12 protein-coding genes and 4 pseudogenes are annotated in these 13,981 nt (G+C 61.5%); 5 read left to right on the forward strand and 11 right to left on the reverse strand.

Annotation, left to right across the window (positions count from 1 at the left end; all coding sequences use genetic code 11):
- Window positions 1-31: 31 nt before the first annotated feature.
- On the reverse strand, window positions 32-292 hold the full coding sequence (locus FVF58_RS35660; protein ID WP_246217319.1) for a hypothetical protein: 261 nt from the start codon (window positions 290-292) through the stop codon (window positions 32-34).
- A gap of 52 nt (window positions 293-344) precedes the next feature.
- Here FVF58_RS35660 and FVF58_RS35665 point away from each other — a divergent pair.
- The 3 pseudogenes from FVF58_RS35665 to FVF58_RS35675 all read left to right on the forward strand — a co-directional run.
- Window positions 345-458 (forward strand): annotated as a pseudogene (locus tag FVF58_RS35665) (DUF1643 domain-containing protein); the annotation flags it as partial.
- An 86-nt stretch (window positions 459-544) separates the two neighbouring features.
- Window positions 545-721, forward strand: a pseudogene (locus FVF58_RS35670) (phosphoenolpyruvate carboxylase); the annotation flags it as partial.
- A gap of 596 nt (window positions 722-1,317) precedes the next feature.
- Window positions 1,318-2,329: pseudogene (locus FVF58_RS35675) on the forward strand (IS110 family RNA-guided transposase); the annotation flags it as partial.
- Window positions 2,330-2,790: 461 nt separating this feature from the next.
- Here FVF58_RS35675 and FVF58_RS35680 read toward each other — a convergent pair.
- A complete protein-coding gene (locus tag FVF58_RS35680; RefSeq protein ID WP_246217320.1) occupies window positions 2,791-3,435 on the reverse strand; it encodes a YncE family protein in 645 nt (214 codons plus the stop codon).
- A gap of 618 nt (window positions 3,436-4,053) precedes the next feature.
- Here FVF58_RS35680 and FVF58_RS35685 point away from each other — a divergent pair.
- The gene (locus tag FVF58_RS35685; RefSeq protein ID WP_149674421.1) at window positions 4,054-5,226 is read left to right on the forward strand and encodes a porin; all 1,173 of its coding nucleotides are present in this window, start codon (window positions 4,054-4,056) and stop codon (window positions 5,224-5,226) included.
- Between the two features lie 437 nt (window positions 5,227-5,663).
- Here the strand turns inward: FVF58_RS35685 and FVF58_RS35695 are convergent.
- From FVF58_RS35695 to badH, 4 genes and pseudogenes are all read right to left on the reverse strand, one after another.
- Window positions 5,664-6,057: pseudogene (locus FVF58_RS35695) on the reverse strand (AMP-binding protein); the annotation flags it as partial.
- A gap of 45 nt (window positions 6,058-6,102) precedes the next feature.
- A complete protein-coding gene (aliB, locus tag FVF58_RS35700) occupies window positions 6,103-7,254 on the reverse strand; it encodes a cyclohexanecarboxyl-CoA dehydrogenase (protein WP_149674422.1) in 1,152 nt (383 codons plus the stop codon).
- A gap of 73 nt (window positions 7,255-7,327) precedes the next feature.
- Window positions 7,328-8,110 (reverse strand): 2-ketocyclohexanecarboxyl-CoA hydrolase, encoded by a 783-nt coding sequence (gene badI, locus FVF58_RS35705; protein WP_149674423.1) that lies wholly within the window; start codon window positions 8,108-8,110, stop codon window positions 7,328-7,330.
- A 33-nt stretch (window positions 8,111-8,143) separates the two neighbouring features.
- A complete protein-coding gene (badH, locus tag FVF58_RS35710; RefSeq protein ID WP_149674424.1) occupies window positions 8,144-8,911 on the reverse strand; it encodes a 2-hydroxycyclohexanecarboxyl-CoA dehydrogenase in 768 nt (255 codons plus the stop codon).
- A 221-nt stretch (window positions 8,912-9,132) separates the two neighbouring features.
- Between badH and FVF58_RS35715 the strand changes: the two genes are divergently transcribed.
- Window positions 9,133-9,561: a MarR family transcriptional regulator gene (locus FVF58_RS35715; protein WP_149674425.1), complete on the forward strand. Its 429-nt coding sequence runs from the start codon at window positions 9,133-9,135 to the stop codon at window positions 9,559-9,561.
- A 55-nt stretch (window positions 9,562-9,616) separates the two neighbouring features.
- On the opposite strand, the gene hcaD is transcribed toward FVF58_RS35715, so the two are convergent.
- The 5 genes from hcaD to hcaE form a co-directional block, all read right to left on the reverse strand.
- A complete protein-coding gene (gene hcaD, locus FVF58_RS35720; RefSeq protein WP_149674426.1) occupies window positions 9,617-10,837 on the reverse strand; it encodes a 3-phenylpropionate/cinnamic acid dioxygenase ferredoxin--NAD(+) reductase subunit in 1,221 nt (406 codons plus the stop codon).
- Window positions 10,838-10,931: 94 nt separating this feature from the next.
- Window positions 10,932-11,744, reverse strand: coding sequence for a 3-phenylpropionate-dihydrodiol/cinnamic acid-dihydrodiol dehydrogenase (gene hcaB / locus FVF58_RS35725; protein ID WP_149674427.1), 813 nt, complete (start codon window positions 11,742-11,744; stop codon window positions 10,932-10,934).
- Window positions 11,741-12,064, reverse strand: coding sequence for a 3-phenylpropionate/cinnamic acid dioxygenase ferredoxin subunit (gene hcaC, locus FVF58_RS35730; protein ID WP_149674428.1), 324 nt, complete (start codon window positions 12,062-12,064; stop codon window positions 11,741-11,743). Before hcaC ends, hcaB begins: the two co-directional genes overlap by 4 nt.
- A 2-nt stretch (window positions 12,065-12,066) precedes the next feature.
- Entirely contained in the window at window positions 12,067-12,609 is a 543-nt protein-coding gene (gene hcaF, locus FVF58_RS35735; RefSeq protein ID WP_223191189.1) for a 3-phenylpropionate/cinnamic acid dioxygenase subunit beta, read from the reverse strand.
- Window positions 12,606-13,961 (reverse strand): 3-phenylpropionate/cinnamic acid dioxygenase subunit alpha, encoded by a 1,356-nt coding sequence (gene hcaE / locus FVF58_RS35740; protein WP_149674429.1) that lies wholly within the window; start codon window positions 13,959-13,961, stop codon window positions 12,606-12,608. Before hcaE ends, hcaF begins: the two co-directional genes overlap by 4 nt.
- Window positions 13,962-13,981: the final 20 nt, after the last annotated feature.

A 13,981-nucleotide genomic window follows, 5' to 3' on the forward strand; every position in this document is an offset into this window, starting at 1 on the left:
CGTACTCAAGGGTCGGGGGCGCGCGATGCGGTTAATCAGGCAAATGCTGGCGAGACTGGTGTGCGCGGATGTGGTCGACCGCGAGGGATTTTGCGGCTTCTTCCGCTTCTCCCTCCGTGGCGAACACGCCCTCCGTGAGGTGGACAGCATGCCACCCGGGCTCATCGTGCTGGTCACCGAAAATCCTGAACCTGGCGGTGAAGCCGTGCGGCGCCATCGGAACCACTTCAATGTCTACCGACACGCCCTCAATCTGATGCGTAATAAAACCGTCCATCACCGGCTCCTTCATGGCTTTTGGGCTCTTCCAGTATGCAACATCGAGTGACAACACGGAACTACCGATGCAGCTCGGTGCCAGTATCAGCAACCGCAGGCAATACAGGTACTGCCTATGGCGCGAGCGGGATCGGATACGTCCCACGATTGCGTTTCTGATGCTCAATCCGAGCACGGCCGATCATCTGACAAAACTGGGGCGAATCGCCACCATTTATTCAACAGTCCTACACCATCAGATGCCGTGGAGGGTTTGGGCCTTCACGAAGCGTCGCTGTTGCCGCACGGCAATGCGCCCGATCAACTGCCGGTGTTCGAAGAGACGATGCAGCAGTTGTCGGACACGGCGATGGCCTCCTATCGCGCGCTGGTCTACGAAACGCCAGCCTTCAAGGAATATTTCTTCGAGTCGACGCCGATCTCGGAGATCGCCGAGCTGAACCACGATGCCGTAGTCGACGGTTGGCGCGGCGTACATGCCGTTATCCTGGCGCTACCGAATCAGGGTTTACCTATATTCAAGAACAATCTCTTCCTGGCATCGGCCTTAATAAGACGCGCCTGCTTACCTAGAGTGTAGTTACTGGTTACGAACAGGGCCGTTCGTAGAAGGACAAAACAAAGTCTGAAGGTAAGTCATCGTGAAGTACCTCATCCAAGCAGTTGTTGTTGGACGCTTTTTCTTTCATTCATCAATGGTGGCTTCGTGGCGCGTTAAGTGGTCGTTGGTATCGACCGCGTATCGGCGCATCTGTAATCGGATTACAGATATGTGTGGTCGTCAGTGAAGACCGCATCTGCTGCGCGTTGAGTGCCGCCGGCGCGAATAAGGATGGTGAAGTGGGGCCGCTTCACCTATCTTGCGCGGTGCTTGCGCGCCGCGAAATCGACCAAGGCCGTAGGAACGACTGGGAGTCGGCGCGCGAATAGCCCATCGGGGTCCGTTGCCTCACAGAGGCGGAGTTGTACGAGACTGATGGTATGGACCCCGCCCCCTCCGGGGCGCACACTTCTGGAGCCACTTTCGGGAGATTCGAGATGCCTACGCTCACCATCGGTCTTGATATTGCGAAGCACGTGTTCCAGGTTCATGGCGTCGATCGTGGCGGCAGGCCAGTGATACAGCGGAAGCTGCGTCGAGCTGAGGTGTAGAACTTCTTTTCGAAATTGGATTCGAGCCTGATAGGTATCGAAGCATGTCAGGGTTCGCACTATTGGTCTCGTGAACTGATCTCACAAGGGCATACGGTGCGCGTGCTGCCAACGCAATACGTAAAGCCTTTTCTGGTCGGTGGGAAGAACGATGCGAATGATGCTTCGGCCATCTGCGCCGCAGTCTCACCACCTGGCATTCATCCCGTACCGATCAAAAGCGCTGAACAGCAATTATTGCAGTCGGTTCATCGTATGCGTGAGCGATTGGTTCACGAGCGAACCGCGGTGTCAAACCAGATACGGAGCATGTTCGCCGAGGAAGCATTCATCTTTCCAATAGGAATTATCCAGTTAAGGCAAGGTATCGTAGCGTTGGTTGCAGATGCCGACGCCCAGACTACAATTCTGCTTCGCCGGCTTGGTTCGATGTACCTCGAACAGCTGGCAGCCTTACAGCGATGGATCCACGAGCTTGCTTCTGAAATTGCCGGCATATTCAAACGCAACGAAGGCTGCCAGCGTCTCGCTACGGTACCCGGGATCGGACCGCTCGTGGCGACCGCATTGTTCAGCGGGGTCGGAGGTCCGCGGCAGTTCAAGAACGGGTGGCAGGTCGCAGCGTGGTTGGGCCTGACACCGAGGCAGCAATCAAGCGGCGGCAAGTCAAAGCTAGGTGGCATCACGAAACACGGCGATACCTATCTCCGCACTCTGCTGGTCCAGTGTGCGCGGGCGGTGATGCGCTTCGTCGGGCGTCGTGACGACCGGCACAGTCGCTGGATCAAAGCCTTGATGCAACGCCGCCACGTGAGCGTCGCTGCAATTGCTCTTGCGAACAAGACGGCGCGAATAGCGTGGGGCAGTGATGGCCAGTAACGACAGCTTCAAGTTGGCATCGTCATTCTTCGACGCACCTGGATTCCTTCACTCCAACCACGATTGCGCAAGAGGTGGCAAGCATGGCGAACCGGTCGGACCGGCGCTTGCAGATCCTGATATATCCGGCGGCTGCGTACGAAGCCAGGAGGCCGATGAGGGGCAAGCGCGCAAACTTCCATGATGGCTTGTGCTGATGGCAGGCACATCAAAAGCCGAATGTACGGACGCAGTCGAGACCTTCAAAATGCACACCGATCTTGCTCATAGGCGGGAGTCCACGTACGGATATACGTGAGCGATCGACACTGAGGCTTAACAGGCGACATGTTTGCAAACGAGGAGGAGTCCATATACGGTCTTGCTCGATGACAACGTCGATGGCCGCTTTTCGAAGCTTAATGGGCGCTAGCGTGACAATCGGCGTCGACATGGCAAGACTTGCCCGGATACGGCCCGGGCAGTCCTCGGGGATCCAACTCAGATGTCGGCGTAGTCGATCCCGGTCAGCACACCCAGATGAGCAACGGTGGTGAAATGCGACTCGTGCTTCGTATCGATGTTCAGCTCGCGCACGTTGCCGCCCAGATCGGTCACAAATGCGCGGCGCCCCCGTGAGTCCAGAGACACGCCAATCCCCTCTTTCAGCTCGCGGGCGAGCACCTGGCGATCAACCAGTCCGGACGCTGTGATTCTTGCGCGATTCAGTGTATTTCCGTCATGCGTGTCGTCGCCACGATCCGTCCAGTAGAGCATGGTGTCGCGGTGATCGATATCGAGATCGATCGGCTCCGGGAGATCGGCCAGCAAACATTCGACATCCGGGCGCCGATCGGGTGTCGCACCAGGCGGCAGCTCAATGCCCGCCCTGAAGATGCGGCCCTCTCCGGCATCCGGCGGTCCCTTTTGCGTCCAGTAGACACGCCCGTTTGCCTTATCCAATACGATGCCTACGCAATGGCGGGTCGCGTCGCCCGTATCCTCGGGGAAATTCCCGGTGCGGACGAGTTCCGTCACCTCCGTGCCGTCCAGCCGCGCGCGCATGACTCGCATGCCTTCGCGATCGCACCAATACAGGTGACCGCCCTCCTTGTCCAGCACGAGTTCCTTGGGCGTTCCGGCCATAGGTGCAGCTTTCATGGTTCGCGAATGTCGGCTTACGGCGAAGTCGACGAGGTGGGCCAAGGTCCCGTTACTGCCCTTCGGTGAGTTTCTCCGAATGTCCCAGCTTCGCAAAAAAGCGGCCGCTCCCCATCCCGACCGCGCATGCCCAGGGAGCCTGAACGACCCGTTGTATAACGTTCAGCTCTATCTCGAGGAGCGGTCGTGCCAGCGAACAGCCGATGAATCTCTACCTCGGTTTATCGAAACGTGCCGGCAACAAGCCGAGGCCAGATCGAAATGTCGGCATGCGTGTCGTTGCGCCAAAAACAGATGTATGTAGATGGGCGCCGTTATCTGTTATGTCAAGCATCAGGATGCCGGCTGTTGGGATGCCGGCTAACCCGATGCCGTCGCTTCAACGCAACGAAGATGCGTCCCCGATGCGTCCCGGATGGGATTGAAGTACAGCCCCACGCCTTTCTGGCAGGGATTTCAACAGAATAATTTCGATTTTGTGACGAATTAACTCAGTAAAACGTAACGGTGTAATCCAGCCCGGAAATGACAGTATGCGATTACCCGCCTTTTATACTCGCGCCGCTGTGTTCTGCCTGCATCCCAATCTGCTGGAGTTAATTCATGAAAAGAATCCCTGTAGCCCTCGCCGTATCCGCTGCACTTGCCGCATCGGCCGCCCATGCACAGAGTTCGGTCACGCTGTACGGCCTGATCGATGCCGGCCTGATGTATACCAACAACGTCAAGACCTCCGCCACTGCGCACGGCAGCCTTTTTCAGGCAACCAGCGGCACCATTAACGGCAGCCGGTTCGGTCTGCGCGGCGCCGAGGACCTCGGTGGTGGCCTGAAAGCCATTTTCGTGCTGGAAAACGGCTTCAACGTGCAAAACGGCAAGCTCGGCCAGAACAGCCGGTTGTTTGGTCGTCAGGCGTTTGTCGGCCTGAGCAGCAGCGATTTCGGTACGGTGACGCTGGGCCGCCAGTATGACTCGCTGGTGGACTTCGTGGCACCGCTGTCCGGTACAGCCGGTACGTTCGGCGACACGGGCTTCGCGCACCCGTTCGACAACGACAATCTGAACCACACGCTGCGGATGAGCAACGCGGTCAAGTACATGAGCAGCAACTATGCAGGCCTGAAATTCGGCGGCCTCTACGCGTTCTCGAACAACACTGACTTCACGCTGAATCGTGCTTACAGCGCGGGCGCAAGCTACGAGTTTGGCCCATTCAAGATGGCCGCCGGCTACCTGCAGATCAACGGCAACGGCGCGGTCCCCCAGGTGAACACCAGCGGCGCAGTTGACCTCGGCGAAGCGCCTGCCCAGACGGCTGGCTTCAGGTTCGGGGCGAACGTTCAGCGCACGATCGGCGCGGGTCTCAACTACACCTTCGGCCCGGCAGTGGTCGGCTTCGTGTATACGAACAGCTTTTATCAGGGTACCCAATCGTTCAACCTCAACAACGGTTCGCAGCGATTCAACAACTATGAACTGAACGCCAAGTACGCGCTGACACCGGCGATTACGCTGGGCATCACTGACACGTACACCGATGCCCATCTGTCAGGCGCGTTCAATGCCACCGGTACGCAGTACGGCACGGATCCGAAGTGGAATCAGGTCAACTTGCAAGCTGTCTACGCGTTCTCCAAACGCACGGATGTTTACGCCGAAGCCATGTATCAGCACGCAATCGGCCAAAACGTTGTCGCCTTCATCAATACGTCGGGTGGCGCGTCGTCGACGGCGAACCAGGTGGTCGGCACGGTCGGGTTGCGCACGCGCTTCTAGGGAAGCCTGAAACCGAACCGGGTTAGCCCTTTCCCAGGGCGCAACGGCAGTGTGCGCCGGCAAAAGATGTGTCGGGACTCTCGTCGCTGGTCCAGACCAAACGGCGGTCACGGCGCAGTGAATGCGGAGCGAGAGACCGTGGACACTTGCGCTGAAGCGACTTTCTCCGAGCAATATTTGGCCCTTCCATCTGGACGGGCCTTTTTTCGACCGGGCACAGGTGGCGCGCGCCATCGATCCCATACCTAGTTGTCCTGGCATTGCCTAAAGGCAGTTTGGCCCACGAAATCGGACCTTCACGAGCGAACGATAATGGACCGTTCCTGGCCGGCCGGCTGCGGGCGGGCCATTGAACGCAAGCATCCTGGACGCGCGCCCGCAGCGGGACGGTTGCGTCGTCGTGAATTTGAATATATCCGTCATGGCACACAGGCGCTGATTGCCGCGCGGCTGTGCTTCAGCATGAACGACAGCTCGCGTTCGCGGAAGATATGCATCAGCGGATTCAGCACCGCGCCGATCCGCGAGCACGCGAGATACGTCAGCGTGAACTGCCACCAGTTCGGCAATTGCAGGGACACCACGTCGTTGCACCTCACCCCGAGACGGCTGAGGCCGATGGCGATGCGCTCCGCCATCGTCGCCATTTCACGGTACGTGAAACGCGTGTGCGCCCCGTCTTCCACACGCACCGCACTGAGCGCGATCCGGTCCGGACACTCGGCGACACATGCGTCGAGTTCGTCCGTCGTTGATGGTGCGCTCGCGCCACCAACCGTTGGCGATGCTCGCCGCCCGGCGCGGCGCAATCGGAACGGCGTCGAACTCCATTCGCGTGTCTCCGGTGTTGTTATCGATGCGTGTGCGTGCCTGTGTTCATGCCGGGACCGCTTCGCGCCCCGCGCGTGTGCGGGCGATGATCGTCTTCATGATCTGGGCGGTTCCATCGCCGATCTGGAAACCCAACACGTCGCGCAGACGCTGTTCCATCGGACCTCGATCGTAGCCGCCATGACCGAACGACAACAGGCATTGATGCACCACGTCATAGGCCAGCTTCGGGCCCCACCACTTGCACATCGCTGCCTCGGCGGTATGCGGCAGTCCGCGGTCCTTCAGCCACAGCGTTTGCAAACACAACAGCCGCGCGGCTTCGACCTGGGTTTCGAAATCAGCCAGCGGATGCGACACGCCCTGAAACGCCGACAGTGGCTTGCCAAACGCCTCACGCTGGGCAACGTATTCCCACGTTTCTTCGAGACTGACTTTCGCCACTGCGAGCACCTGCAAGCCAATCAGCGCGCGCGAAAAATCGAAGCCCTGCATCACCTGCACGAAGCCTTGTCCTTCATTGCCGAGCAGATGGTCGACGGGCACGCGCACGTTCTCGAAGAACAACGAGCCACGGCCGATCGCGCGCTGGCCGTGGCAATCGAAGCGGTTGCGGGTAATGCCCGGCAGATCCATCGGCACCAGCAGCGCCGACACGCCGCGCGCGCCGGACTCCACCGAGCCGGATCGGGCGAACACCACCGCGGCATCGGCCTGGTCGGCTGCGGAGATCGAGGTCTTCTCGCCATTGAGCACATAGTGGCCGCCGACGCGCTCCATGCGCAGCCGCAGATTCGCGGCGTCCGATCCGCCGCGCGGCTCGGTCAGTGCGATGGCGAAGAGCGCCTCGCCTTGCGTGAGCTTCTCCAGCCAGGGCCGGGCGATTTCGGGCAACGCATGATGCGCGAGAATCTGCCCATTGAGCGACGCCAGCAGATTGATGTACGACAGGCTCAGGTCGGCGCGCGCGATCTCTTCATGAATCACACCGGCCGCGAGGCAGCCGAGTCCCTGGCCGCCGTATTGCTCGGGCAGCTCCGGCGCGATGAACCCCATCTGCCCCATCTCGGCCATGAGCTTGCGGTCGAGTGTGCGGGTCTTGTCGCGTTCAAGGAAGCCCGGTGCCACGCGTCCCTGCGCAAAACGCCTGGCGTGTCCGCCAAGCGCGACGAGATCTTCATCGAGGTAGGGGTTCATGACGTCTCCTGGATATGACGGCTCCGGCTCGCCATGACGGCGCGCCAAGGGTCTCTGCTGCTAGGCGGTTGAGCTACTTCGCGTACTTGCGGAACTCGGGCTTGCGCTTCTCCTGAAAGGCCTTCACGCCTTCACGCGACTCCTCGGTGTCGTAGTACAGCTTCAGCGCGTACATACCCATCCCCGCGATACCGGCCTGGTGTGCGGTGTCCATGTTGAACGAGCGCTTGGCGATCGCGATCGCCGTCGGGCTCATCTCCATGATCTCGTCGCACCACTTCTGCACTTCGGCGTCGAGTTGCTCGTGCGGCACGACCGCGTTGACCAGCCCCATCGCAAGCGCTTCGGAAGCCGGATAGCGGCGGCACAGATACCAGATCTCGCGCGCCTTCTTCTCGCCGACGACCCGCGCGAGAAAGGCCGTGCCGTACCCCGGATCGACCGAGCCGACCTTCGGCCCCGCCTGCGCGAACACGGCCTTTTCGGAAGCGATCGTGAAGTCGCAGATCGTGCACAGCACGTTGCCGCCGCCGACCGCGAAACCCTGCACGCGCGCGATCACCGGCTTGGGCACGTCGCGAATCGCGTTGTGCAGTTCTTCCATCGGCAAGCCGATGGTGCCTCGGCCGTCGTACTGCCCTTCGTGCGCGGACTGATCGCCGCCCGTGCAGAACGCGCGCTCGCCGGCGCCCGCCAGCACGATCACGCCCACCTCGCGTGAATAGCCGGCACGATTGATCGCGTGGATCAGTTCGTCACAGGTGCGGCCGCGAAACGCGTTCATCCGTTCTGGCCGGTTGATCGTGATCCATGCGGCGCCGTTGCGCACTTCGTAAAGAATGTCTTCGTAGTTCACGGTGATTTCCTCGCAGGTCGCAGATGAATGGGTTCAGCCGGCCATCGTCAGGCCGCCCGACACGCTCAACACCTGACCGGTGATGAAGCCCGCGTCGTCGCTGGCGAAGAACACGATCGCGCCAGGCAGGTCGTTAGGCTGGCCGATCCGGCCCAGTGGAATGGAGCGCTGGAACGCTTCCATCAGCTTCTCGGGATTGGCCGCGCCTTCCTTGTATTCGGCGAACAGCGCCGTATCGGTCGGCCCGGGACACACGACGTTCACCGTGATGCCGTGCCGCGCATGCTCGCGCGCGATGGTCTTGGAGAACGACACCAGTCCACCTTTGCAGGCCGCGTACACGGCTTCGCCCGACGAGCCGACCCGCGCCGCGTCCGACGCGATGTTGACGATGCGCCCCGCCTTGCGCTGCACCATGCCCGGCAGCACCGCGTGATGCATGTGCAAGGCGCCGGTCAGGTTGATCGCAATCAGACGCTCCCATTGAGCCGGCTCGGTCTTCGTGAACGGCCTGAACACATCCCAGCCCGCGTTGTTGACCAGTATGTCAACGGGGCCGAGCTTCGCCTCGGTTGCCGCAACGGCCGCGTCGACATCCGCGCGGCTGGTGATGTCGCAACGGATCGCCTGCGCCGTGCCGCCTGCCGCGCAAATCGCATCGGCTACGGTTGCGGCGGCGTCCGCCGACAGGTCCAGCACCGCAACGCGCGCGCCTTCAGCCGCAAAGCGCCGGCAGGTCGCCCCGCCGATGCCGCCGCCACCACCGGTCACGATGACCGTCTTGCCTTCGAGTCCTTGCACAATCGTCTCCTTCAGTTACCAGGGTTACCATTGGCGCTGGATAAACATCGTCTGCACCGCATATATACGTAAATATATTGACGTATACTAGGGCGGCACTATGATGAGCACAAGAACGGAAACACCAGGAGAATCCCTTGGTCAAAGCGCAAGAAAATGTCACATCCGCGAAACTGGAACTGGCTAACCGGTTGTTTTTCCGCCTATATCAATGTGCCAACATGTTGCATAAAACAGGCACTCGGGCCGTCGAGGCCGAAGGATTGACGACACAGCAGTGGGCCGTGCTCGGCGCGCTGTCGCGGCCGGAGGCGGAGAAGGGAATGAGCGTCGGAGACCTGGCGCGTTATCTGATGGTGAGCCGGCAGAATCTGTCCGGCCTGATTAGCCGGATGGAGCGTGACGGCCATCTGACCGGCACCGCGGACGGCCGGGATCGACGCTCGCGTCTGATCACCATGACCGCGTCAGGCCGCAAGCTGTGGCTGCATCAGGCCACGCCGAAGATTCACGGCTATTACGAGCAGGTGCTGGAGAACTTCTCGACCGATGACGTCACCCACACGCTGCATTACCTGCTCAAGCTGCTAGACAATATGAAGCGTCTCGACGATGCGTCGAGAGAAGCGCATGAAGGTGAGGAAGGGTGAAGCGACGCAGCATGCAGCTGCGCCTTTCTGAAGATGAAGACGAGCGCGTTGCGCGTCAGGCCGCGTTCAACAATGCGCGCAGGTTTTGCTGCGGATCGCGCCAGACATCGGCCGCAAGACGCGCCCGCTTGTCGACGAGCATTTTCGCGCTGCGCATCTCGCGCGCCTGGTTGACGGTAATCGCGGCCACCAGTTCGCCATCGTTCAAGCCGAACAACATGAAGCGCGACTCGTCCATCTGCCCGCGGACAATCCATTCCGGGGCCGCCATATCGCCGGCAAACTGGATGTTCATTCCGCACTGATCAGTCCAGAACCACGGCACGCCGGCTTCGGCCGGTTCGATTCCCATCATCGCCCGCGCAGCCGTGATCGCCTGGTTCTTCGCGTTCTCCCAGGTTTCCCGCCGGTAAAACCTGCGCGTGAGCCGGTCCCACTGGCTCGTGGCGTCGCCTGCGGCATAGATCGCCGGATGCGATGTGCGACAGTTTTCGTCGATCAGAATGCCGTTCTCGACGTCCAGACCGGCAGCGCTCGCGAGGCGTGTGTCCGGCTCGACGCCAATGCCGTAGATGACGGCGTCGCCCGTCACTTGCGCGCCGTCCGACAGCGTCAGGACGATCTCTCCATTTTCACGGCGCGCGTGCGTAAGCGCGGCGCCCAGGTGCAGCACGACGCCCCGCTCACGATGCACGTTGCACAGGTACTCGTTCAGCACGCCGGGCGAACAGCGGCCCATTACCATCGGCGCCTGTTCGATCACAGTGACGTGCGCACCGAGATCGATCGCACTCGAAGCGAGTTCGAGGCCGATGACGCCGCCGCCCACCAGCACCACGCGTCGTCCGGGCGTTAGAACGGGCCGGAGCTTGCGCGCGTCGTCGAGCGTGCGCAACGTGTAGACATCGTTGCCGAGTCGGTCCAGCAACGGCAGGCGCCGAACCCGCGCGCCGGTCGCGAGCAGCAGCTTGTCGAACGGCAGTGTCTCGCCGTCGGCCAGCGAAACATGTCTGGCCTCGACGTCGATCGCGCTCACGCGCGCGCCGAGCCGCAGCTCGATGTTCCGCTCTTCATAGAACCCGTCCGCAAACAGCTGGCAGCGCGCAGTCTCGGGCTGCAGCAACACGTCCTTCGAAAGCGGCGGCCGTTCGTAGGGCAAATGCGACTCGTCGCCGATCAGCACAACCCGGCCATCGAAGCCGCTCTGGCGCAACTCGGCCGCCGCCATCGCGCCGGCCTGGCCCGCGCCGACAATCACGATACTCGGCTTGTTCATGGTTCAGTCTCCTGTCCTGTCGCCGGGATCGCACGATAAGGCAACCCGGCGATTCATCTTTGATCGGCGCATGCCGCCGCCCGCGCAACCCTGACTAGAGTTGCAGCCCGCCAGCGGCATGGCGAATGCCGCGAATGCCGAGCCCGGCATCGGCATTGATCATCACGCCGCTGAGCGTGCGGTTGTTGGCCCGTGACGCGAGCAGCACGAAGGGCCCGGTGAAATCCGCGGTTTGCGGAAAGAACTGCAACGGCAAAATGCTGGCGATGCCTTCCGGCGTGCGCGAATCCATGATGCGCAAGCCGTCCTGGCCCAACGATGCCGGCCCCCGCAGATCGCTCGCCATGCCGCACGGGCCGACGCCGTTCACCCGTACCTTCGGCGCCAGTTCGTAAGCCAGTTCGCGGATCAGCCCGGTTGCGGCGTGCTTGCTGGCCGTATACAACGGGCCGCCGCCGCCCGGATAGAACGACGAATTGGACAGCGTAAAAATGATGCTGCCTTGCGAAGCGATCAGCGCCGGCGCGGCAGCCTTCGCACCCAGCAGATAACCTTTGACGTTGATCGAGAACAGCTCGTCGAAACCGTTGTCCAGTTGCTCAGGCGTCAGGTCCATCAAACTTGCGGCGTGGTCCCAGACCGCGGCGTTGCCGACGAAACAGTCGAGCTTGCCGAACCGTTCGACTGCCGCCGCCACGGCACGCGCATTGTCGTCATAGCGGCGCACGTCGCCTTGAACCGCGACCACGGCAGCGCCGAAGCGCGAGCGCAACGCGTCTACTTTCTCCGCTGACCGTTCGAGCACGGCGACCTGTGCGCCCTCTTCCAGAAAGCGTTCGACCAACGCCAGCCCCAGCCCCGAACCGGCGCCGGTAATCAGTGCGACTTCGTTTTCGAGCCAGTTCACAGCACGGCCTCCGGAAGATCCACATAGATCGCATCGCCATCCACGACGACGGGGTACGTGGCAAGCGGTTCGGTGGCCGGCTGGCACAGGGCCGTACCGGTCTTCAAACAGAAGCGCGCCGCGTGCAGCGGACATTCGACCGTGCCGTCATCCTCGATATATCCGTCGGACATCGAAGCATTGCCATGACTACACCGGTCGCTGACGGCATAGAGGCTGCCACCGGAGTTCACCACGGCGATGGCAAGCGACGCCTGCTCGAGCTTGATGGCTTCGCCTTCACCCAACGAGCCGTTCTGACATACAAAAATGCGAGCCATGATTAGAAAAACACACTGAGGTTATGGGAGGTCAGCACGACCTGATCGAGCACGATCTCGCGTCGGCAGAGTTGCCAGCCGCGGGCGTCGCCGCTCCGGCGCACGCGGTCGTGCCGTACGCCTGCGTAGAAGGTCTCGTCGCGTTCTTTCTGCGCGCGATACAGGATGTAGTTCAGGCGCACGTCGAACTCGTCGTCGCGTTCGCCTTGCAGCACCTGAACATTGGTCACGAGGTGACGGGTGCGTGAGGGCGGCTCTTCCGCCCATGCCATGCCTGTTTCGAGACGCGCCACGCGGCGTTCGAGTTGCTGCCAGGTATCGTTGAAGATCCATGTCGAGGGTGGCTGCACGCTGCGGCGACGGTCACGCGTTTGCGCGTTGGTCACGGTCCGCATGGTGTAGCTGATGTCTTCCGACAGCAGCGCCAGCCAGTCGCGAAAGCGCCAGTCGTCGAGCAAGGCCGCCTCGTGATACAGGAACTGCGTGATCTCGTGATGCAGCGCGAGCGGCACGTCGTCGCGACGGATATCGGTGTCGAGACTCACTTCATCACCTCCTGCTGAAACTGGCGCGTGCGTTGCTGCACCTCTTCCCACGTATCCGAAATCAGCAGGTCCGCCCAGCGCCGGTACATGCCGCGCGCCGCGGTCTCGGAGAAGATGTAGTTGGTGATGCCGGGAATACCGTCGTCGCGTATGCGCTCGTTGTTCAGCCCCATCTCCACGCACAGCGCGGTTTTGCGCGCGCGCTGGCCGCGCAGCACCTTCTGGATTTCCACCCAGTTCTCGGAGTCGTCCTGTTCGAGAAAGCCGGCTGGCCCGAACGCGCGAGTCGCGCTTCGTTCGAACGCCGCCTTCACTTCGTCCGATGCGTCCTTGTCCGCGATACAGAACGCCCACACCTCGACCTGGTTCGGCCCGCGCGGATGCCATACCCGCAGTGTCGCGGTACCGTTCAGCCAGGACAGCGTCGGAAACATGTTGTTGTGCCCCGCGAGACGCAGCGCGCGCACCTTGCCCAGACGCTGCTCGACTTCCGCATAGGTGTCGCGGAAGTATTGCGACACCTCGCCGTCGACCCAGACGTTCGCGTCGGGCTGCTCGGTGAAGAAGAAGCCGCTACCGTGTCCGTCCTGACCGTACTGGAGCGCATCTTTTGCGGTCTCCCACACCGGCCGCGCGGTCTGGCCGGCGCCGAGCGCCTTGCCTGCGTTATCGCCCTGCGCGCCCAGCACCTGGACTGCCGACGCATGCGAAAACAGCGCGTGATACTGGTCGCCGGCGAACTGCTCGGCGGGAAACTTCCAGTTGCAATCGATCACCCACTTGTGCACGCCACCGATGATCTCCGTGCCGCCCTCGCGGCGATCGAGCACGCCGTCCAGGTACCACGCGATATCGCCCATGTACTCTTCGAGGCTCGGCGCGGTGGTGTCCCAGTTGCCGAATATCAGCCCCTTGTAGATGGCTACGCGAGAGACTTCCTGGAGCCCGAATTTTTCCTTGCACAGACCGTGTGGATACGCGCGCGGCTCGAGCGGCACCTCGACCAGCGCACCGTCCACGCCATACGACCAGCCGTGATACGGGCACGTGAAGGCGCGCGTGTTGCCGGAGTCCGCGAAGCTGACCCGCATCGAACGATGGCGGCATTGATTGAGGAACGCCTTGATCGAGCCGTCCTTCTGCCGCACGACGACGATCGGGTCTTCACCCATGTACGTGTTGAAGAAGTCGCCGGCTTTCGGAATCTGGCTGACGTGCGCGAGAAACAGCCAGCAGCGGCCAAACACGCGCTCCAGTTCGAGTTCGTAGATGGCGGGGTCGGTATAGATCGACGGGCTGATGCGGCCGTTCTGCGCATCGACCAGAGCGTCGACATCCACTTTTGCGGTCATTTGTCTCATCTCCTCCAGAA

The sequence above is a fragment of the Paraburkholderia panacisoli genome (genome assembly GCF_008369935.1).
GTDB classification, from domain to species: Bacteria; Pseudomonadota; Gammaproteobacteria; order Burkholderiales; family Burkholderiaceae; genus Paraburkholderia; species Paraburkholderia panacisoli.

Excerpts from the sequence above, each read along its gene's own strand:
- hcaD (WP_149674426.1), bottom strand. The coding sequence starts at position 10,837 with ATGAACAAGCCGAGTATCGTGATTGTCGGCGCGGGCCAGGCCGGCGCG.
- hcaE (WP_149674429.1), bottom strand. The coding sequence starts at position 13,961 with ATGACCGCAAAAGTGGATGTCGACGCTCTGGTCGATGCGCAGAACGGC.
- FVF58_RS35685 (WP_149674421.1), top strand. The coding sequence starts at position 4,054 with ATGAAAAGAATCCCTGTAGCCCTCGCCGTATCCGCTGCACTTGCCGCA.
- FVF58_RS35660 (WP_246217319.1), bottom strand. The coding sequence starts at position 292 with ATGAAGGAGCCGGTGATGGACGGTTTTATTACGCATCAGATTGAGGGC.
- aliB (WP_149674422.1), bottom strand. The coding sequence starts at position 7,254 with ATGAACCCCTACCTCGATGAAGATCTCGTCGCGCTTGGCGGACACGCC.
- FVF58_RS35680 (WP_246217320.1), bottom strand. The coding sequence starts at position 3,435 with ATGGCCGGAACGCCCAAGGAACTCGTGCTGGACAAGGAGGGCGGTCAC.
- hcaC (WP_149674428.1), bottom strand. The coding sequence starts at position 12,064 with ATGGCTCGCATTTTTGTATGTCAGAACGGCTCGTTGGGTGAAGGCGAA.
- FVF58_RS35715 (WP_149674425.1), top strand. The coding sequence starts at position 9,133 with ATGTTGCATAAAACAGGCACTCGGGCCGTCGAGGCCGAAGGATTGACG.